Genomic DNA, 21,206 nt, shown 5'->3' on the forward strand with positions numbered 1-21,206 from the left:
CAACTTGACCGGCAGGCAAAAAAACAGCCCCGGACGGTGGGTCGGGGCTGGAAAGGAGACTGCTACAGTTGGTTACTCGGGCTTACTTGGAAAAGTGCGCTTCGATCTCTTCCAGGGTCTTGCCCTTGGTCTCAGGCAACAAAAACGCGGCCGCCAGGAAGTACAGCACGGTGCAGCCGGCGCCGAAGAAGAACAGGGTCGAATAACCGTGCAAGCCCACGGTCGGCAGGAAGATGGCGGCGATCACCGTCGAGACGAACTGGTTGACCAGCAGGGCGATGCTCATGCCGTTCGAGCGGATGCGGGTCGGCATCAGCTCGGAAAGGGCCAGCCACACGCACACGCCCGGTCCCACGGCAAAGCTGGAGACGAACACGCAGATGGCGATCGCCACCAGCCAGCCGTGCGTGGACGGGGGCACGGGGCCCAGGCTGGCCTTCTCGATGCGCAGCGGCGCCTCGCGTCCGGCGGCCGGGTCGGCGAACGGGTTCAGGTGCAGCTTGCGGAAGAACACGCCGATCACGCTGTCGGCCTGTACGGCGTCTTCGCGGGCGATCGTCACCTGGCGCAGTACGGGGTCGTCGCTGCGCAGGCTTTTCACGTTGGTGAACGGACCGTAGGCGTAGGCGATGGTCAGCTGCTGCGGCGTGCCGTCGGCGGCCGCGCCCAGGGCCGTCAAGGTGGCCGCATCGAGGTGCACGGCCAGGCCGTCGTTTTGCACCTGGGCGGCGATGGCGGGGCGCACGTCGGCCAGGTGGGCTTCGGCGCCGCGGAACAGCAGCCCGGCCGCCAGCAGCGAGACGACGATGCCGCCCGTGCCCAGCATCAGCAGGAACTTGCGGCCCTTGCGGTCGACCAGCAGCACGGCCACCACCGTCATCACGGCGTTCAGCACTTTCAGCAAGACGTCCGCCATATTGGCCGAGGCGCCCGACAGGCCCGCCTGGTTCAGGATATTGACGACATAGGCGAGGATGGAATTGATGCCCGTCGCCTGCGTGCAGGCGAGGATCAGGCAGGCCAGCAGGAAGGGCAGCACGTAGCGGCGGCTCAAGAGCGGGTCTTTTGCCCTGGCATTGCCGCTGGCCTTGGCCGCGTTCTCGGGCGTATCGAGCATTTCGCGCAGTTCCAGGTCGGCGGCGGCGGGCAGGCGCGTGCGCAGCAGCGACTGGCGCGCCTGTTCGACGCGGCCGCGGCGCGCCAGCCAGCGCGGCGACTCGGCCAGCAGCAGGGCGCCGATGGTGAATACGAGGCCAGGCGCCAGGCAGACCCAGAAGATGCTGCGCCAGGCGTGGTCCTTGGCGGCGAAGATGGCGGCGATGCGGCCCGCTTCCGGCAACGACTGCGCCGCTTGCGTGGCCGTTTCCACCGTTTGCGCCTGCAGCAGGCCGATCAGGGCGGCCGCTACCAGGCCGATGGTCAGCAGCAGCTGGAACAGGGCGGCACCGCGCCCACGCTGTTGCGCGGGCAGGCATTCGGCCAGGTACAGGGGCACGACGACGCCGATCAAGCCGCCGCTGATGCCTTGCAGCAGGCGGCCCAGCAGCAGAGGCGTGTAGCCGTCGGCCAGGGCGATCAGCGGGATGCTGGCGCTGAACAGGGCGCCGGCCAGGAACATTACCCAGCGCCGGCCCAGGATATCGGCCAGGGCGCCGGCGAACAGCGACGACAGCACCGAACCCAGGAGCACGGCGGCGACGATAAAGCTCAGCTGCTGGGCCGTCAGTTTCCAGGCCACGGAGGCCGTCGATTCCAGGTAGGGCAGGGCGCCGGCGATGATGCCGATGTCTATGCCGTACAGCAATCCCCCCATGCCGGCAATAAATAGCAGGTAGCGCATGGCCCACACGGGGGCCTTGTGTGACGTGTCGTGCATGGTAACTCCGGGACGGGGTTGAGGTTGGGGGCTGGTTCTAGAGACGGAATCTAGCGAGTGGAAAGATCGATGGCCGCGCCTTCGACGAAGACGGACACGGGCTGTAGTGTGGAATCGAGGACGACGATATCGGCCCAGGCGCCCGGTGCCAAACGGCCCCGTTCGGATTCGCCCAGGTAATCGGCCGGGTACAGCGACAAACGGTTCGAGGCGTCGGCCAGGTCCAGGCCCAGGTCGACGAAATTGCGCAGGGCCTGGTCCATGGTCAGCACGCTGCCGGCCAGCGAGCCCGTGGCCAGGCGCACGCAGCCCATGCATTTATAGACGCGCTGCGTGCCCAGGCCGTATTCGCCGTCGGGCATGCCGGTGGCCGAGGTGGCGTCGGTCACGCCGTACAGGCGCGGGATGGCGCGCAGGGCCGCGCGCAGGGCGCCCTTGGCCACGTGCTGCAGGTCGGGGATGATTTCCGCATATTCGGCATGCGCCAGCGCCGCGCCCACCATGCCCGGGTCGTAGTGCGTCATGCCCGTCATGCCGTTGTACAGGTGGGTAAAGCCCGAGACGCCGGCCTTGAGCGCGGCCACGCCATCGTCATACGTGCCGGCGCTGTGGCCGATCTGCACGCGGATGCCCATCGCCGCCAGTTGCGGGATCAGTTCCAGGTGACCGGGGATTTCCGGCGCCATGGTCAAGACCTTGATCGGGGCGATGGCATGGAAGCGCTGCACCAGCGCCAGGCTCGCTTGCACCACGTCGGGCGGCTGCGCGCCCAGGCGGTGCAGGTTCAAAAACGGTCCTTCCAGATGCACGCCCAGCATGCGTGCGCCGTTGGCGGGACGTTCGGCGATAACGCCGGCCAGTCCTTGCAGCGCGCGCACGATCGACGGCTCCTTGGCCGTCAGTGTGGTGCCCAGCAGGGCCGTGGTGCCGTGGCGCGCATGCACCTGCGCCACGGTGGCGCCCGCGTTGCCGCCTTCCATGATGTCGACGCCGGCCGCGCCGTGCACGTGCAGGTCGATGAAGCCGGGCAGGATGGTGAGCGCGCTGTCGGCGGCAGGGTCTTCTTGTATCTGGACGATGCGCTGGTCAAAAGTGATGGTGCCCGTGATCCAGCCAGATGGGGTAAGGATTCTGCCGCTCAGCATGTGTTATTCCGCTATAAAAAGTTCGATGCCCAGCTTGTGCAGCCCTTCGCGGTATTCCTGGCTGATGCTGGCATCGGTGATGACGGTATCGACGCGGTCCAGCTGCACGATGCGGTGCAGGCTGACGCGGCCGAACTTGGAGGCGTCCGTGAGGACGATGATTTTCTTGGCCCGTTCCACCATCTTGTGGTTCAGGCTTGCTTCCGCTTCGTGGTGGGTGGTGACGCCGAACTGCAGGTCGAAGCCGTCCACGCCCAGGAACAGCTTGTCGAAGCTGTAGGCCTGCAAGCAGGTTTCGGCCTGGCTGCCCTGGATCGACAGCGACTGCTTGCGCAGCAGGCCGCCCGTGAGGATCAGGTCCACGCCGGGCGCGTCGGCCAGCTCCCACGCGATGTTCAGGCCATTCGTGGCCACCGTCACGCCGGTGGCGTCGCGCAGATGGCGCGCCAGCGAGATGGTGGTGGTGCCCGAGTCGATGATGATGTTGTCGCCCGGTTCCACCAGCCGCGCCGCATAGGCGCCGATGCGCTCCTTCTGCTCGTGGTTGATGGCATCCTTCTGGCGTATCGTATGCTCGGGCGGCGGCGTGCGCGTCAGGGTCGCGCCGCCGTGGCTGCGCGTGGCCATGCCTTGCGCTTCCAGCGCATTCAAGTCGCTGCGGATGGTGACCGCGGACACGCCGAGCTTTTCCACCAGATCGGTCACCTGCACCGAGCCCTGCTGGGCAAGCATTTGGAGGATGGATTCACGGCGTTGGCTGGTATTTCGCATGGTGGCGGGCTCAGTAAAAAATGAAAATACCGAGCTTAACAGATTGCCGCTTCGGCAATGACGGCCACTGCCGCATTGCGGTTGCAGGCGCGCGCATATTGCGCCAGCAAGCTGCCGATCTTGTGCTCGATCAAGGCTGGCGCTTCCGCTTTCAGGCTGCCCTGCACCACGGCCAGATACTGTTCCGGCAAATGCTGGCTCAGCAGCGGCAGTGGAATCGCCACGGCATCGAGGTTGGCCAGCAGCTTGCCGACGGCGGCCGCCACTTCCGGCTCGCCCCAGTAATAGCGGCAACGGTCGCTCAAGCCGTAGCGGCGCATCAGCCGCTGTTCTTCCGGCGTGCCCAGGTAATGTTTGATCCAGTTCTTCGGCTTGGCCACCATCACGTCGTCGAGCACCTGCATCAGCTGCGAGGTGGCGTGCGCCGGCAACAGTTCTTCCTCGATCTGGCACAGGGCGAACAGCGCTTCGCGCAGGGCGAAGGTGGCGGCCGGGCCCACTTTCAGGATGGCGAAATGGTCGCGCACCATGGCGTGCAGGGCGGACTCGCGCTGGTAGTCGGTCGAGTGGGCTTCGAACACGAGGCCAGGCTGCTCGGCCACGAAGGCCGACAGCTCGGCGGCGGCCTGCGCATCGTAGTGCTGGATGCTGCTCTGGTCGAAATCGACGCCCGGCTGCACCACCATGGCGATGACGCGGCGCCAGGCGTCGTGCAGGCCTTTGTCGAGGAAGGCGCGGCAATGCACGTCGAGGGTGCGGCGCGCGGCCTGCGGGCTGGTGACGGCGCCGGCCTGCGCCAAGGACGCTTCGCCGCCGGGAACCGGCACTTCCGTGCCGATCACGTAGACGGGCGGCGCGAAGCCGGCGGCGGCCGCCGCCGTTTCGGCGACGATGCACAGGCGCGCCGAACGGGCGGCCACGGTTTCATCGTCGAGCTGCAGGGGATCATCGGCACAGCGCATGCTGCAATCGAGGTGGATTTTATGGAAGCCGGCCGACGCATACGCGGCGATCAGGGTCTCGGCGTGGGCCATGGCGGTGGCCGCGTCGAGGTGCTGCCAGGCGTTCGGACCCAGATGGTCGCCGCCCAGCACCAGGCGCTCGGTCGGGAAACCCTGTTCCCGGGCCAGTGCCAGCATGGTGTCGCGGAAAACGTTTGGTGTCATGCCCGTGTAGCCGCCGAACTGGTCGACCTGGTTCGAGGTCGCTTCGACCAGCAGCACGGTGTCGTACTCGCTGGCCACGCGCATGGCGGCGCGCAGTACGCTCGGCTGGCTGCAGCAGACGGCGTACAGGCCCACGCGCTCGCCGCGGCGGTGCGCCTTGATCACTTGCTGGATGGGCGACAGGGTAAAACTCGGGTTTTCCGCTTGCTTCATCATGTTGACGCCTTTATATGTTGTCGTATCAAAAGGGCCGCGCCGCGCGCGCCGCCGGCGTCGCCAAAGCGGGGCGGCAGGATGGGCGGCACGTGCACGCCGGGGAACAGGTGGCGCTTGACGGCGGCCGGAAGCTTGTCGTACAGGTGCGGCAATTTCGACAGGCCGCCGCCGAGCACGATGACGTGCGGGTCGTAGGCCAGCACCAGGCCGGCCAGGGCGTGGCCCAGCAAGTCGAGATGCACGGCCACCGTGCGTTCGGCCACGGCGTCGCCCATGTTGGCGCGTGCCACGATGGCCAGCGGCTCGGCGCCATCGCCGCCAAAGTGCGCGTGGAGTTTGCTCATGGCGGGGCCGGAGACGTAGCGTTCCAGGCAGCCAGCCTTGCCGCACGGGCAGGCGTAATCGATCAAACCGTGCTGCGCCAGCAGGGTGGCGGGCAGGCTCCAGTGGCCCCATTCGCCGGCCACGCCGTTCAAGCCGCGCAGCAGCTGGCCGCCCACGCAATAGCCGCCGCCGGCGCCCGTGCCGAGGATGGCGCCGAACATGCTGGCGGCATGGTCGGCCGCGCCGCCTTGCGCTTCCGACAGGGCGAAACACTGGCAATCGTTGCCGATGGCGACAGGGCGCTGCAAGGCTTGTTGCAGGGTTTGCGCCACCAGGCGGCCGTTCAGGGCCGGCACGTTGGAGCTCAGTTGCCGGCCGCTGGCGCTGTCGATCACGCCGGGCAAGCCGATGCCGACGGGCGCCGTCGTGCCCAGGGCGGCGTCGCCGCGCGCCACCAGGTCGACGATCGCCTGCACGAAGGCGGCAAAATCGTCGCCCGGCGTGGCCACTCTCTCTCGGAACGTTTCGGTCAGCGCGCCGTCGCGGTCGGCAAAGGCGACCAGCTCCATCTTGCTGCCGCCGATGTCGATGCCGTGAAAGCCCTGGATGGAATTAGAATTGGTCATGGCCATAGATGGTGACGCCCTGCACGACACGGTTGACGATGCCGCCGGCGAATGGATTGTCGGGGCGCAGTTGCAGCAGCGCGGACTGGTGCAGCGCATATTGCTGCGCCATCAGCAGCCACAGCGGGGCAAGCCAGGCGTCGGGCCAGGCCGGCGCGTCGGCCGCCAAGTTGGCAGATAAGTCGCCGCCGATGCCCACCGTCAGGCACGTCTGCGCCACGCTGTCGCGCTGCAGTTCCTGCAGTAAGTCGTCTTCGTACTGGCGCGCCAATGGCTTGCTGCTGCGCAGCAGGATCACCAAGGACTCCGTGGTGACTGCCGATTTCGGGCCATGGCGGAAGCCCAGCGGTGTATTCGCCATGGCCATCACGCGCCCGCCCGTCAGTTCCAGGATTTTTAATGCCGCTTCCTTGGCCAGCGCTTCCAGCGGGCCGCTGCCCAGGTAAACGACGCGCTGCACCGGCTGCGAGCCCAGGTCCGCCACGGGAGCCGACCAGTCGCGCAGGGCGTCTTCGCCCAGCTGCGCCAGGGTCTCGAGGCGCGCCACGTCGACGTCCTTGCCCAGTACCGACAGGGCCGCCAGCAGCATGCTGCTAAAGCTGCTGGTCATGGCGAAGCCGCGGTCGCAGCTGCCTTCCGGCATCAGCAAGTTATATGTATTGCTGTCGTTGGCGCCCTGGCGCGCCAGCTTGCCATCGGCGTTGCAGGTGATGTTCAGGAAGCGCGCACCGGGCACGACCTGGCGCAGCAGTTCCACGGCCGCCAGGCTTTCCGGGCTGTCGCCGCTGCGGGCAAACGAGACGAGCAGGGTGGGCGCATCCGCTTCCAGGTACAGCTCATGGTGCGTCAGCAAAGTCGTGGTGGCGATGGCGCGGATCTGCGCGGGCCAGGCGGCATTCAGGGTATCGACGACGATTTCGCCCACATACGCCGAGCTGCCGGCACCCGTCAGGATCACGCACTGCTGTGGATGGGACAGCGCATCGCCCAGAAAGGCGGCCAGGCTGGCTTGCTCGCTGCGCAAAATGCCGGCCAGCGCGCGCCAGATGGCGGGCTGATGGGCGATTTCCTCGGCCGTGTGCAGGCCGCCGATGTCGCGCCAGGTTTGAATGTCACGCTGAAGAAGGGTAGTCATGAGAGGTCAGTAAAGTGTTTGTTGGAGAAAGCATAAATACTAAATTTCGAAAAGTCAAATACGAAAGTCAAACGAAAGTAAATAGTTGTGTGGCTTGCGAAATAATGGCGTCGAACTGGTGCTTTTCTGGACATCAATCATGTTGCGCTGCCGCATGAAACCCCGTCGTGCCGCCGCCTGTCGCTGAAATGCGACGATAACGAAAGTATGTTTTGTGAAATTTTGGTGAAACGTAAGAAAAATGCGCCAATTCTGGGCATTTTATTAATAAATAGGCTTAATAACTTTCTTTTGATTGACGATATTTATTTTTCTTCTTAAAGTATTTCCATCACTTCGATTTTCTGAAAGCCCGCAGATGAAACCTCTCCCGCTTCCCCGCCGCGCCCTTGCCGCCTGCGTTCTCGCCGCCCTTGCCACCCTGGCCGCCCCTGGCCTGCAAGCCGCGCCTATCGGCAATCTGCAGTCGCTCTCCGCCGTGCATGCGGCCGACGTGGCCAAGGGCGAGGCGCTGGGCTGGGATCTGCGCAGCGACACGGGCATGCAGCTGCGTATCAGCCTGCCGCAGGCGGACGTGTTGCGCATCCAGGCGGGCGGCAAGGGGGGCTTGACGGGTCCCGGCGACAAGGCCGCGCCCATCGTCGTGGGCCAGCCTGCCGCGCAGGTGGCGTACCAGATCGATGAGCAGCCCGGGCATATCCTGATCAGCACCGAAGCCCTGAACCTGCGCATCGACCGCAAACCCTTGCGCTTTACCTTGTACCGCATGGGCGATGCGGTGCCGCTGTGGCGCGAAGTGCAGCCGCTGTCGCTCGACGACAAGCAGGGCGTGCAGGTGCTATCGAGCTTGCCGGGCGAGCGCTACTTCGGCGGCGGGCAGCAAAATGGACGCTTCGAGTTCAAGGGCAAGCAGGTGCCCGTGTCGTATTCGGGCGGCTGGGAAGAGGGCGACCGGCCGAATCCCGCGCCATTCCTCATGAGTTCACGGGGCTGGGGCATGCTGCGCAATACCTGGTCCGACGGGCACTACGATTTGCGCGACAAGGAACAGATCTCGCTGCAGCACGCGGAAGGGCGCTTCGATGCGTATTTCTTCGTCGGCAAGGACTTGCGCGACGTCGTCGCCCGCTACACGGACTTGACGGGCCGCGCGCGCATGCTGCCCCGCTGGGCGCTCGAATACGGCGACGCCGATTGCTACAACGATGGCGACAACGTGAAAAAGCCCGGTTCCGTGCCCAAAGGCTGGAGCGACGGCCCCACCGGCAAGACGCCGGACGTGGTGGAAACCGTGGCGCGCCAGTACCGCGAACACGACATGCCGGGCGGCTGGATTCTGCCCAACGACGGCTATGGCTGCGGCTACACGAACTTGCCGGAAACGGTGAAGGGCCTGGCCGGCTATGGCTTCCGCACGGGCCTGTGGACGGAAAACGGCGTCGACAAGATCGCCTGGGAAGTGGGCCAGGCGGGCAGCCGCGTGCAAAAGCTGGACGTGGCGTGGACGGGCAAGGGCTACCAGTTCGCCATGGATGCGAACAAATCGGCCTACGACGGCATCCTGAACAACTCCGACAGCCGCCCGTTTTTGTGGACGGTGATGGGCTGGGCCGGCATCCAGCGCTACGCCGTGGCGTGGACGGGCGACCAGAGCGCCAGTTGGGACTACATCCGCTGGCACATTCCGACCCTGATCGGCTCGGGCCTGTCCGGCCAGGCGTATGCCTCGGGCGACGTGGACGCCATCTTCGGCGGCAGCCCGGAAACCTATCTGCGCGACTTGCAGTGGAAAAGCTTTACGCCCGTGCTGATGGGCATGTCCGGCTGGGCCGCGGCCGAGCGCAAGCACCCGTGGTGGTTCGAGCAACCGTACCGCGACATCAACCGCCGCTATCTGAAGCTCAAGATGCGTTTGACGCCGTATATGTACACCCTGGTGCGCGAAGCGGAGCAATCGGGCGCGCCGCTGGTGCGTGGCCTGATGTGGGATTACCCGCAAGACCCGGCCGCCTACACGGAAGCCTATAAGTATCAATTCCTGCTGGGGCGCGACGTGCTGGTGGCGCCCGTTTACCGCAGCCAGGCCGTCAGCGGCGGCTGGCGCAAGGGCATCCACCTGCCGCAAGGCACGTGGTACGACTACTGGGATGGCCGCCAGGCCACGGCGGACGCGAAAGGGCGCGACCTCGATATGCAGGTGACCCTGGACAAGCTGCCCGTGTTCGTGCGCGCCGGCGCCATCCTGCCCATGTATCCGGAAATGCTGTACGACGGCCAGAAACCGAAGGACCAGCTGACCCTCGATATCTACCCGCACGGCGATTCCGAATACACCCTGTATGAAGACGACGGCAACACGCGCCAGTACCAGGGCGGCGCCTTCAGCCAGCAAATCATCCGCATGCGCCAGACGGGCGGCGACGTGCAGGTCGACATCGGCGCCGTTGAAGGCAAGTACCAGGGCCAGGAAGCGCGCCGCGGCTATGCGCTGCGCATGCTGGCGGGCCAGCGACCTGCCGCCGTCAAGGCGGGCGAACGGCTGCTCGCGGCGTCCGCCGACCGCGCCGCCTACGACAAGGCGCTTGATGCCTGGTTCTTCGATCCTGCCGACCGCCAGGGCACCTTGCACGTGAAAGTGGCGGCGCAGGATATCCGCCAGCCCTTGGCCTTGCAGGTGGCTGGCGCGCTGGGCGTGGCGCGTATCGATGCCGACTTCCCCGCCGCCCCCGTGCCGGGCCGCGCCTTGCCGGCTGACGCCATGCAGGTGGTGTCGCGTCCTGCGGAAGAAAGCGGCTATCCGCTGGAAAACGCCTTCGACGGCAAGCCCGAGACCTGGTTCCGCACCGTGCGCAGCCCGTCCGTGAAAAGCGGACCGCATGAATGGGTGATCGGCTTTACGGAACGCCGCCTCGTCGATGGCATCGAACTGGCGCCGCGCAACGATCAGCACTGGAAGCATGGCCAGGTGCGGGATTACGAAATCTACATCGGCGACAACAACGGCGAGTGGGGCGCGGCGCTTGCGCGCGGCACGCTCAAATTGCAAGAGGGTACGCAGACGATCAATTTCCCCGCCACGGCCGGGCGCTTGCTGCGCTTCCGCGTCATGAGCACGCAAAATCCGGAAGGCGATGGCGCCGCATCCACCGACCCGATGGTCACGGCGGCGCAGGCCGGGCCGGTGGCGCGCGCGTTCGACGCGGCGCTGGCGACCGACGTGGCGCCCGTGACCTTGTCCGCATTCCGCGTGCTCGAGCACCGCGTGGCCGAAGCAGAAGAGGTGCAGCGCTATCTGTCGGACTTGGCGCTGCCGAAGACTGTCGCGAAAGACCGGCCGGCCGGCAAGGCCGCCGAGATGCGCATGAACGGGCTGTGGTTCCGCAAGGGCCTCGGCGTGGGACCAGCCAGCCGCATCGACTTGCAGCTGGCGGGCAACTGGAATCTGCTGCGCGCCGACCTGGGCGTGGACGATAGCTGCCGCAGCGCGGGCGGCTTGCAATTCCAGGTCTGGAGCGGCGAGCGGCTGCTGTACGACAGCGGCCTGGTCACGGCTCCCGGGGTGGTCAAACCCGAAATCGACGTGCGCGGCCTGAGCCAGCTCAGTTTGCGCACCCTGGGCGCGCGCGGCGCCCACCCGGCCCAGGTCTGCGGCAACTGGGCCAACGCCGTGCTGACCGGCACGGAGGGCGCGACAGTCAAGCCGCGCTAACTACTTCAATCATTTCACTAACAACGAGCCCCTCTTCGGACCGGGGAGGGGCTCTTGCAGCCTGACGAAAACAAATCACTTATAAAAGGGAGATGGGAATGCACTTGAAAAAACTGATGTCCGCCATGGTGGCGGTCGGACTTGGCTCAACCGCGTTGGCGTCGACGGCGCTGGCAGCGGAGGAAGAAAAACTGGCGCGCGTCGAAGTGACGGGTTCCAGTCTGAAGCGCATCAACGCGGAAACGGCGTCGCCCGTGCAGGTGATCAACGCCAAGCAGATCGAAAACATGGGCGCGCTCACCTTGCTGCAAGTGCTCGACAACCTGCCCGCGGCCCGTCCGGCGCAGCAGGACTTCCGCTCGATGTTCACGGGTTCCGATGGCGGCTCGCAGGCGAACTTGCGCGGCATGGGCGCGCAGGGCACGCTGGTGCTGCTCAATGGCCGCCGCCTGTCGTTCTATGGCGCGCCGGCCGGTTTCCAGACCATGTTCGTCAATATCGACGCCATTCCCGCCGCCGCCATCGAGCGCATGGAAATCCTCACCGATGGTGCGTCGGCCGTGTATGGCTCCGATGCCGTCGCCGGCGTCATCAACGTGATCACCAAGAAGTCGTATCAGGGCCTCGAGGCGCGCGCCAACGGCGAGTTTTCGCCCAGCGTGAAAGCGTACGGCGAGCGCCAGGCCAGCGTGCTGTATGGCGTGGGCGACCTGGCCAGCGACGGCTACAACGTCTACGGTTCCGTCAACGTCTACCAGCGCGACCGCATCGCGCTGGCCGATACCTGGCAGAAGCGCCCCTCGTATTTTTATGTGAACAATCCCAATTTCATCCCGAACATGCGCGTGGGCGTGGGCAGCGAGCCGGGCGTGATGAATCCGGGGACCTTCTTTGTCTTCGACAAGGCCAACAACAATGCCCGCACCCAGCGCGCCGCACCCGGCTGCAACAACAGCATCACCGAAGCGTCGGGCACGCGCTGCGTGTGGAATGCGCTGCCCAACCAGCTCGATACGGGTCCCACTTCGGAGCGCGCCACGGCCTACTTGAGCGGCCGGCTGAAGCTGGGCGGCGACATGGAAGCGTTCGCGGAAGGTGCGTTCACCCACATCAAGATGCGCGGCGAGAATGGCCCGTCCAGCTTCAACAGCGGCAGCACGAACAACTGGTTCGCGCGCAATACGGGCACTACCCTCAATACCTTCGCCACGCCTTTCCTGAGTCCCAACAACGTCTACCTGAAGGGCAAGCTCGATGCCGACATGGTGGCCAAGATGGGCGGCGCGGCCGGTTTGAATTACCTGCTGCAGGATGCCACGGGCCACTTCGGCCAGAAGAATGTCGATGAAAACTACCGCGCGCTCGTCGGCCTGCGCGGCAGCATCGGCGGCGGCTGGGATTTTGAAACGGCGCTCAGCGTGGCGGGCAGCCATTCCACGCTGTTCCAGACGGCGAACCTGAATATCAATGGCTTCAAGCAGGCGTTCGGCCCGTTCACGAAAGATCCCGTCAGCGGCCGCACGTATATCTCCGACAATCCCGCCTACAAGTTCGGCGAAATCAGCGAGGCCAATGCGGCGCTGCTGCGCGCCGCCTATCCGACCTTCGCCATCGAATCGTGGACCAAGCTGATGACGTGGGACGCCAAGCTGGAAGGCACCCTGTTCAAGCTGGGCGAGCGCGAAGTGCGCGCCGCCGTGGGCACCAACGTCATGCGCGAAAGCTTCCTCACGCCCGGCAACGCGGATGCGGCCAATGGCCTGATCACGCAGCAGGGCGGTTCCTGGTTCGATGGCAAGCGCACCATCGCCGCCGTGTTTGGCGAAGTGGTGGTGCCGCTTTCCGACACCCTGGAAGTCAATGCGGCCGCGCGCCTGGACAAATACCCGCATTTCTCGGCCAACCTGGCGCCCAAGCTGGGCGTGATCTGGCGCGCGCGTCCCGACCTGATGCTGCGCGGGACGTATTCGGAAGGCTTCCGCGCGCCCAACCTGGCTGAATCGGGCTCGGGCGGCGTCTTTGCCCAGGTGGGCGGCATCCGCGATACGGTGCGCTGCGATGAGACGAATGCCATGGCGCGCGCCCTGATGAAGTCCAGGGTGGCGACGGACGCGGACCTGGGCAAGAGCCTGCTCAATTCGAACTGCTCGACGACGGTGGGCGGCCTGACGCCGCCGAACCAGAACCTGCGTCCGGAAAAGGCCAAGATTTCCACCGTGGGCCTGGTCCTGCAGCCGGCCAAGGACGTGAGCATCTCCATCGATTACTGGTTCATCAACCGCCGCGACGAGATCGTGCGCCAGGACTTCAACGAACTGTTTACGGAACTGGTGGACAAGTACGGCCCGACCCTGGCCGGTACATCGAGCGCCATCCGCAACGACTTGACGGACACGGACCGGGGCAATATGGCGGCGGTGGCGGCCATGTGCGCCAATCCCGCCAACGCGGGCGTGTGCGCGGGCGGCGTGCCGGGCTACTCGGTGGGCAACCTGGGTGGCTTGATCAACTCGTATTCGAACCGCGGCCGCACCCTCATGGACGGCGTGGACATCGACGCGCGCACGCGCTTTGCGCTCGGCGACTGGGGCAAGCTGAGTACCGGCATCGCCGCCACCATCCGCAAGCGCGACACCCACGACAGCGAAGACGGCAGCGATATCAAGGGCAATACCGTCGGCTACTACGATTCGCCGCGCTACCGCGCCACCGTCAACGCCGACTGGAGCTACCGCAATTTCGTCAGCAGCGTCTTCATCAACTATTCTGGCAAGACGCGCTGGGCCTACGGTCCGTGGGACAAGGACAACACGCCGGAAAACTGCACCGCCGCCTCGGTATCGCTGCCGGCCGGCCAGTGCAAGGGCGCGCCGTCGTACACCACGGTGAACCTGGCCTTCAGCTGGAAGCCGCTCAAGAACCTGGACGTGGGCCTGAACGTGAAGAACGCGTTCAACAAGCAGCCGTACTACGACCCGAACGGCTGGGAAGGCTACAACCATAGCCAGGACCTGTTCGGCCGCCAGTTTGCCCTGTCGGCCAGCTACAAGTTCTTTTAAGACGTGACGCCGCCCCGGCCTGCCAGCGGGCCGGGGTATCGTCATGAAAAGAAAAAGACAATATTCCGAAATGCGCAATACGAAAGATAAACGTAAGTGAAAGGGGATTGCCATGGCTACTTTCGCGTTTTTCCATCGGGATTGCCGTGTGGAATGTCTCCTGCGGGCCGCCTTCTTGCCGGCGCGTGTATCCGCCACGCCACGATAACGAAAGTTATTTGCCGCATCACGGATTGAATCGAAAGATAAAACGTCTTTATTTACTGAATTTAGCGATAAATTTGCGCTGTAACTTTCTTTTTGTTGACGATACTTATTTTTCTTTTTAAAGTAATCCCAAGAAAACGAAAATCAGCCAAGACGGACTGATTTCCCGGAAGGAACGGCTGCCTGGCTCTCCCTTCCGACGCTCACCATAAAAATTGCATCCCCCCGACTTCGCCCTGGAGCGGGGAGGGCGCGTATAACCCTCGATATAGACGGAGAGACACATGCATACCACCCGACTCAAATTGCGCGACATCAGCCGCGCCGCCGCGATCGTGATCGCCCTGGCGGCCGGCGTGCCAGGCCAGGCCTGGGCACAGTCGAACGCCACCAGCACCATCTTCGGCGAAGTGAGCGCGCCCGCCGGCGCCACCGTGGTGCTGGAAAATCTGGCGACGGGCGTGCAGCGCACCCTGACGCCGGATACGTCGGGCCGCTATGTGGCCAACTCCATGCCGCCGGGCCGTTACGCGGTGCGCGTGCTGCGCGCCGGGTCGGTCGAAGCGTCGCAGGAAGTCGAAGCCCTGATCGGCGCGGGCGCCGAAGCGAACTTCGGCCCGGCCAGCGCGGCCGGCCCCGTGGGCCAGGAACAGACCGTCGTGGTGAAGGCGTCGCGCAATCCGATCGACGTGTCGAACACGAACAATGGCGTGATCTTCACGGCCAAGGAATTGAAAGCGCTGCCGGTCGGCAATGACGTGGCCTCCATCGTGCAGCTGACGCCGGGCGTGTCGCGCGGCACCAATAGCGTGTACGGCAATGCGCCATCGATCGGCGGCTCGGGCCAGTCGGAAAACGCGTTCTATGTCAACGGCTTCCCCATCACCAACATCCTGACCCAGGTGGGCGCGTCGGAACTGCCGTTTGGCGCGATCTCCAACCTGCAGGTGCTGTCGGGCGGCTATGGTTCGGAATTCGGCCGCTCCACGGGCGGCGTGATCAATATCACCACCAAGAGCGGCGGCAACAAGGTCGAATTCGGCGGCAAGGTCTCCATCATTCCCCGTTCGCTGAAAGGCGAGCCGGAAAACACGTATTACCCGAACACGGGCGCCAATCCCAAGACGGACGGCAATCTGCTGTACTGGAACCGCGACAACGGCAGCACCAGCAAGGTGGTGGGCCTGTACGGCAGCGGTCCCCTGATCAAGAACAAGCTGTTCGCCTTCGTGGCGCTGGAACAGACGCGCACCGACAGCCAGGCCGTCGCCGCCACCGCCGACTCGGGCACGGCCCTGGCGCGCGGCTGGAGCACGAGCCAGAGCAAGGTGGACCGCATGACGGCCAAGCTCGATTTCAACCTGACGGACGACCATCACTTCGAATATACCAAGCTGTATGACCGCACGAAGACGGACAGCCAGGCGTATGGCTACAGCTACGCCACGCATGCGAGCAACGGCGTACAGGCAGGCAAGGGCGAGACGACGGTCAACTGCTGCGGCTCGTCGGCCGCGCCGGGCGCCAACATCGACATTTTCAAATATACGGGCTACCTGACGGACAACCTGACCGTGACGGCCATGATGGGCGAATCGCGCACCTCGCACACGCGCACGCCGAATGGCTACAATCCGCTGCTGGCGCAAACGTCGTCGAACGCATCGACCCAGGTGCCGGGCCTGAGCTATGCCAATCCGCAGACGGTGACGGGCACCCTGGTCGACCCGTCGTCGGAAGACCGCCAGAAAGCCAAGCGACTCGATCTCGAATACAAGCTGGGCAAGCATTCGCTGCGCGGCGGCATCGACCGCATCGACGTGGAATCGAAAGTGGGCCTGAGCCTGGCCGGCGGCTACCGCTGGAGCTACCAGCGCGCGACCGATCCGAACCGCCCGATCAACGGCGCGTTTGAGACGCCGGCCCAGGGCGGCGGCTACGGCGCGCAAGGCTACTACGTCAGCAAGGACTTGAACGCCAACCTGGCGCGTCCGACCAGCGTGCAATCGGCGCAATACATCCAGGATCACTACCAGGTTACGGAACGGGTGCTGCTGGACCTGGGCCTGCGCCGCGAACAGTTCACCAACTACAGCACCGATGGCGTGGCCTTCATTTCGCAGCGCAATATGATCGCTCCGCGCGTGGGCGCCACCTGGGATTACCTGGGCGACGGCACCCTGAAATTCTTCGCCAACGGCGGCCGCTACCACCTGCCGGTGCCGTCGAATTTGTCGAGCAACATGGCCAGCCCTTTCCTGGCCACCAGCGAGATGTACACCTACACGGGCGTCGATCCAGTCACGGGCGCGCCGACGGGCCTGCACGCGATCAGCAAGCCGTATTCGGCCAACAACGCGTATGGCCAGAGCCGCGATGCGCGCGAAGTGACGGCCATCGGCTTGAAGCCGCTGTCGCAGGATGAATTCTCGCTCGGTTTCGAACGCGCCCTGAGCAAGAAGCTGGTGGTGGGCGCCAGCGTCCTGTACCGCAAGCTGAACGACACCAACGATGACACCTGCGACGCGCGTCCGCTGCAAGCCTGGGCCACGCGCAACAGCGTCGACACGAGCAACTGGGGCGGCTTCCAGTGCGCCATCATCAACCCGGGCCGCGACAACAGCCTGATGGTGGACTTCGACGACGGCAAGGGCTTGCGCCGCGTGGATATTTCGGCGGCCGAGTGGGGCAACCCGCTGCCATCGCGCACCTACCGCGCCCTGAACCTGTTCGTCGAGCACCCGTACACGAACGGCTGGTACGGCAAGCTGACCTACACCCTGTCTGCGCTGAAGGGCAATATGGAAGGCCAGACGGACAGCATCGGCGGCGGCGACGTGGGCCTGACGGTCAGCGACGACCACAAGGAACTGATGTACAACGCCTATGGCTACCTGCCGGGCGACCACCGCCATGCGTTCAAGGCCTACGGCTTCATGCAGGTGATCCCGGACGTGACGGTCGGCGCCAACCTGTCGCTGACCTCGGGCGCGCCGCGCAACTGCATCGGCGCGCTGCCCGATAACCTGAGGTTCGAGAACGACTACGGCGATTCCTACTTCTATTGCAATGGCAAGCCGGCGCCGCGCGGCAGCCAGGGCCGCCTGCCATGGCAAGCCCAGCTGGACATGAATCTGGCCTATACTCCCAGCGCCGTCAAGGGCCTGAGCCTGAAAGTGGACGTGTTCAATGTGTTCAACAGCCAGACCGTGACCCGCTACAACGAAACGCGCGAAGACCACGGCGCCATCGCCCGCAGCTATCTGCAGGTGGCCGGCCGCACGGCGCCGCGTTCCGTGCGCTTCACGGCGGAATACACTTATTAAATTGCAACCGGCCCGCCGTGCGGCGGGCCGGCGACGATCATTACCAATGGAAGCGAGAAGAGACCAATGACGACACAATTCAATCGACGCAATTTCCTGTCCGCCAGCGCCGCGCTGGCCGGTGGTGCCATGGCAGGCAGCGCCTTGCTGCCTGGCGAGGCCAACGCCGCACCCGCCGCCGGCCGCGACAAGGTCCGCCTGGGCCTGATCGGCACGGGCATGCGCGGCCAGGTGCTGCTGGCCGAACTGGTGCGCCGCGACGACGTGGAAGTCGTTGCCCTGTGTGATATCGAACCGATCATGCTGAAACATGCGCTGGGCCAGGTGGAAAAAGCCGGCAAGCCGCGTCCGCGCACGTATGGCGAAGACCGCGACCAGAAAGCCTACAAGCGCATGCTGGACGCGGGCGGCCTCGATGGCGTGATCATCGCCACGCCGTGGGAATTCCATGCGCCGATGGCGATCGCCGCCATGCAGGCGAAGATCGCCGTCGGCTGCGAAGTGGTGGCCGGCATCACCCTGCAAGACCACTGGGATGTCCTGAATACCCAGCTGAAGACGGGCACGCCGTACATGTTGCTGGAAAACGTGTGCTACCGCCGCGACGTGATGGCGGCGCTGCAGATGGTGCGCGCGGGCCTGTTCGGCGAACTGCTGCACCTGCAAGGCGGCTACCAGCACGATCTGCGCGCCGTCAAATTCAACAGCGGCAATCCGGCCAAGCCGTACGGCGGCGGCGTGGAATTCGGCGAAAAGGGCTGGTCCGAAGCCCATTGGCGCACGCAGCACTCGGTCGAGCGCAACGGCGAACTGTATCCGAGCCATGGCATCGGCCCCTGCGCCATGTACACCAACATCAACCGCGGCAACCGTTTTACGCGCATCAACGCCTTCGCCACCAAGGCGCGCGGCTTGCACGACTACATCGTCAAGCAGCCGGGCGGCGCGCAGCATGCGAACGCCAAGGTGAAATTCAAGCTGGGCGACGTGGTCACCACCACCCTGGCGTGCGAGAACGGCGAAACCATCATCCTGCAGCACGATACCAGCCTGCCGCGCCCGTATTCGCTGGGCTTCCGCGTGCAAGGCACGGACGGCCTGTGGATGGACTTGAACAATTCCATCCATATCGAAGGCGTCAGCAAGCCGCACCAGTGGGACGACTTCAAGGCTTACCAGGACAAGTATGAGCATCCCGTATGGCGCAAGTACGCGGCGCAAGCCGAGGGCGCGGGCCACGGCGGCATGGACTTCTTCGTCATCCACGCCTTTGTCGAAGCATTGAAGGCCAACGCGCCGATGCCGATCGATATCTACGATGCCGTCACCTGGAGCGCCATCACGCCGCTGTCCGAGCAATCGATCGCCGCCAACTTCCAGACCCTGGACTTCCCGGACTTCACGGGCGGGCAGTGGAAATCGCGCAAGCCGATCTTCGCCCTCGACGGCAAGTACTAAGCCTTAACGACCCGCTACCGCACCAGTTGCCGTAGCGGGTTTTTTCTTTCCCTATCCATTTTTCAACCGCGGCGCAGGCGCGCAGGCCCTTGTTCGTCCGCCGCAAGCCGTACCACACCAGGAGACGTTGATGAAGCACACAAGTTCATTGCTCTTTGCATTCCTTCCCGCCATGCCGATGCTGCTGGCGGCCTGCGGTGGCGCCACCGCCACCGGCTCGGGCGGCACCGCCTTGCTGGCCGCCACCGTGGCCGCGCCCGCCACGTCCGCCACCGTGGAACTGGCCGGCAACGCCTTCATCACCAGCGGGAATGAGGGCGCCGTCATCAGCGAGCGCGGCCTGTCTGGCTGGAGCAATCCCGCTGCCGTCGCCAGCACCTACTTCCGCGTGGGCGGGGCGGGACCCGTGCAGGTGGCGCTCGACGCCAGCCTGGCCGATGGCGGCAACAGCACCATCCGCGTGAAGGTCAACGGCACGCCGTTCGACGTCAAGCTGGCCGGCAAGGAACGCAAGACCTATGCCGTGGGCACGGTGAACGTGGCGGCGGCCGGCTATGTGAAGGTGGACTTGCAGGGACTGTCGCGCGTGAAGGACACGTTCGGCGACGTCTCCGCGCTGAAGGTGACGGCCAGCGCCGCGCTCACCTACGCCAACGACCCCGCCAATTACTACTGGTCGCGGCGCGGCCCGTCCGTGCACATGGGCTACACGGTGCCCGCCAATACCGAGTATTTCTATAACGAGATGACGATTCCCCAGGGCCAGGACGCGATCGGCTCCTACTTCATGGCCAACGGCTTCAGCCAAGGCTACATGGGCATCCAGGTGAAATCGCCGAGCGAGCGCTGGATCTTGTTCTCCGTGTGGGATGCCGACAATGGCGCGAAAACCACCCTGGTCAGCAAGGGCGCCGGCGTGGTCGACAATGCGTTCGGCGGCGAGGGCACGGGCGGCCAGACCTATCTGTCGTATAACTGGGCGGCCGGCACGACGTACCGTTTCATCACGCGCGCGCGGCCCGACGGCAATGGCGGCAGCGATTACTCGGCCTGGTTCTTCGCGCCCGAGACGGGCAAGTGGCGCTACATCGCCACCTGGAAGCGGCCGGCGATTTCCACGTATTTGACGGGCGTGCATTCCTTCCTCGAGAATTTCATCGATACCCTGGGCTACACGGAGCGCCGCGTCCAGTTCGGCAACCAGTGGGCGAGGAACGTTGCCGGCACCTGGTCGGAAGTGACGGCGGGGCGCTTCACGGGCGACGCCACGGCCACCAATGCGCAGCGCATGGATTACGCGGGCGGCGTGGAAAACGGCAGGTTCTATCTGCATAACGGCGGCTTCTTTGCCGACTACGTGAAGACCAGCCAGAACTTCACGCGGCCCGCGACAGGCCAGGCGCCCGCCGTCGATGTGAGCGCCTTGCCGATGCAATAGGCGTGGGTGCTTAGCCCGGCCGCTTGCCCGCCATCGCTTCGATGCCGCGATAGTAGGTGAGCGGCCGGCCTATCGTCACGCCCATCAAGGCCGCGGCCTGGATGATGTCGTTTGTATCGCGCCGGTACACGAGCAGCGCATCCATTTCGTCGGAGCCGTTGCCGTCGATCTGGATCAGCTCATAGCCGCCTTCGTCCACGGCGCGCTGCACCAGTTCCGTATCGAGCCACTCGAAATAGGGCAGCGCGCTGCCGCGGCCTGCCTTGAGCAGTTCGTACGGGAAGTCGGGGAAGTCGTCGAACATGTCCTGTATCTGTTCGTGCAGCTCATCGAGCTTGTCGCTCGACGCCATATAGCCGCCCAGTTGCGAGAGGATCTCCAGCGCATAGGCCTGGGCATCGCTGTCGATCCACTCGTCGCGTGGCGCGGAAGGCGCGGCGGTGATGGCGGCGACGGCCTCGTCGAGCTCCTCGCCTTCCAGGTCACCGCAGGTCAGTTTGGTCAGCAATTCGGATAGCAGCATGTTCGCCTTTCAATGGGGGATGCATGGCCAGGGTGGCCGGCTTGTCGATGATGTTGCCGATACTATCATTGCCGCGTAGCCGGGCGCGTTCTGCTGAATTTGCAATGCAGGCTACGCCACCGGATACGATCAGCAAGGAAATTTTGGAAAGAAGCGCGTCAAACAAGCGCTGGCAGGGCGCTTGCGCCGCAGCAGCGCATGGATATAGAATGCGAATCATTATTATT

The 21,206-nt window shown here is 64.9% G+C and carries 13 protein-coding genes; 5 read left to right on the forward strand and 8 right to left on the reverse strand.

Annotation, left to right across the window (positions count from 1 at the left end):
- Positions 1-82: 82 nt before the first annotated feature.
- Genes AC3RCG_RS13755 through AC3RCG_RS13780 form a run of 6 tightly spaced genes read right to left on the reverse strand, consistent with a single transcriptional unit; the run spans position 83 to position 7,259 of the window.
- Positions 83-1,876, reverse strand: a complete 1,794-nt coding sequence (locus tag AC3RCG_RS13755; protein WP_121669268.1) for an MFS transporter — start codon at positions 1,874-1,876, stop codon at positions 83-85.
- 50 nt (positions 1,877-1,926) lie between these two features.
- Positions 1,927-3,021: an N-acetylglucosamine-6-phosphate deacetylase gene (locus AC3RCG_RS13760; protein ID WP_492401625.1), complete on the reverse strand. Its 1,095-nt coding sequence runs from the start codon at positions 3,019-3,021 to the stop codon at positions 1,927-1,929.
- Positions 3,022-3,024: 3 nt separating this feature from the next.
- Positions 3,025-3,792 carry a DeoR family transcriptional regulator gene (locus AC3RCG_RS13765; RefSeq protein ID WP_070223655.1) on the reverse strand — a complete coding sequence of 256 codons (768 nt, stop codon included), beginning with the start codon at positions 3,790-3,792 and terminating at the stop codon, positions 3,025-3,027.
- 35 nt (positions 3,793-3,827) lie between these two features.
- Entirely contained in the window at positions 3,828-5,171 is a 1,344-nt protein-coding gene (locus AC3RCG_RS13770; RefSeq protein ID WP_492401701.1) for a D-tagatose-bisphosphate aldolase, class II, non-catalytic subunit, read from the reverse strand.
- Entirely contained in the window at positions 5,171-6,124 is a 954-nt protein-coding gene (locus AC3RCG_RS13775; RefSeq protein WP_492401624.1) for an ROK family protein, read from the reverse strand. Before AC3RCG_RS13775 ends, AC3RCG_RS13770 begins: the two co-directional genes overlap by 1 nt.
- On the reverse strand, positions 6,111-7,259 hold the full coding sequence (locus AC3RCG_RS13780) for an AgaS family sugar isomerase (RefSeq protein ID WP_492401623.1): 1,149 nt from the start codon (positions 7,257-7,259) through the stop codon (positions 6,111-6,113). Before AC3RCG_RS13780 ends, AC3RCG_RS13775 begins: the two co-directional genes overlap by 14 nt.
- Before the next feature lie 358 nt (positions 7,260-7,617).
- On the opposite strand from AC3RCG_RS13780, the gene AC3RCG_RS13785 reads away from it, so the two are divergent.
- The 5 genes from AC3RCG_RS13785 to AC3RCG_RS13805 all read left to right on the forward strand — a co-directional run bounded on the left by AC3RCG_RS13785 (position 7,618) and on the right by AC3RCG_RS13805 (position 20,456).
- Positions 7,618-10,968 (forward strand): TIM-barrel domain-containing protein, encoded by a 3,351-nt coding sequence (locus tag AC3RCG_RS13785; protein ID WP_492401622.1) that lies wholly within the window; start codon positions 7,618-7,620, stop codon positions 10,966-10,968.
- Positions 10,969-11,066: 98 nt separating this feature from the next.
- Positions 11,067-14,027 (forward strand): TonB-dependent receptor plug domain-containing protein, encoded by a 2,961-nt coding sequence (locus tag AC3RCG_RS13790; RefSeq protein WP_492401621.1) that lies wholly within the window; start codon positions 11,067-11,069, stop codon positions 14,025-14,027.
- Between the two features lie 491 nt (positions 14,028-14,518).
- Entirely contained in the window at positions 14,519-17,560 is a 3,042-nt protein-coding gene (locus AC3RCG_RS13795) for a TonB-dependent receptor (RefSeq protein ID WP_121669273.1), read from the forward strand.
- Positions 17,561-17,626: 66 nt separating this feature from the next.
- The gene (locus tag AC3RCG_RS13800; RefSeq protein WP_070223645.1) at positions 17,627-19,018 is read left to right on the forward strand and encodes a Gfo/Idh/MocA family protein; all 1,392 of its coding nucleotides are present in this window, start codon (positions 17,627-17,629) and stop codon (positions 19,016-19,018) included.
- A gap of 130 nt (positions 19,019-19,148) precedes the next feature.
- Positions 19,149-20,456 (forward strand): DUF3472 domain-containing protein, encoded by a 1,308-nt coding sequence (locus AC3RCG_RS13805; RefSeq protein ID WP_492401620.1) that lies wholly within the window; start codon positions 19,149-19,151, stop codon positions 20,454-20,456.
- A 10-nt stretch (positions 20,457-20,466) separates the two neighbouring features.
- On the opposite strand, the gene AC3RCG_RS13810 is transcribed toward AC3RCG_RS13805, so the two are convergent.
- Complete coding sequence (locus AC3RCG_RS13810; protein ID WP_099410824.1) at positions 20,467-20,979, reverse strand: hypothetical protein; 513 nt, start codon at positions 20,977-20,979, stop codon at positions 20,467-20,469.
- On the reverse strand, positions 20,939-21,199 hold the full coding sequence (locus AC3RCG_RS13815; RefSeq protein ID WP_143450013.1) for a hypothetical protein: 261 nt from the start codon (positions 21,197-21,199) through the stop codon (positions 20,939-20,941). The genes AC3RCG_RS13810 and AC3RCG_RS13815 overlap by 41 nt, the downstream gene beginning before the upstream one ends.
- Positions 21,200-21,206 lie beyond the last annotated feature (7 nt).

This window comes from Janthinobacterium sp. GW823-FHT01H08, from assembly GCF_058797855.1.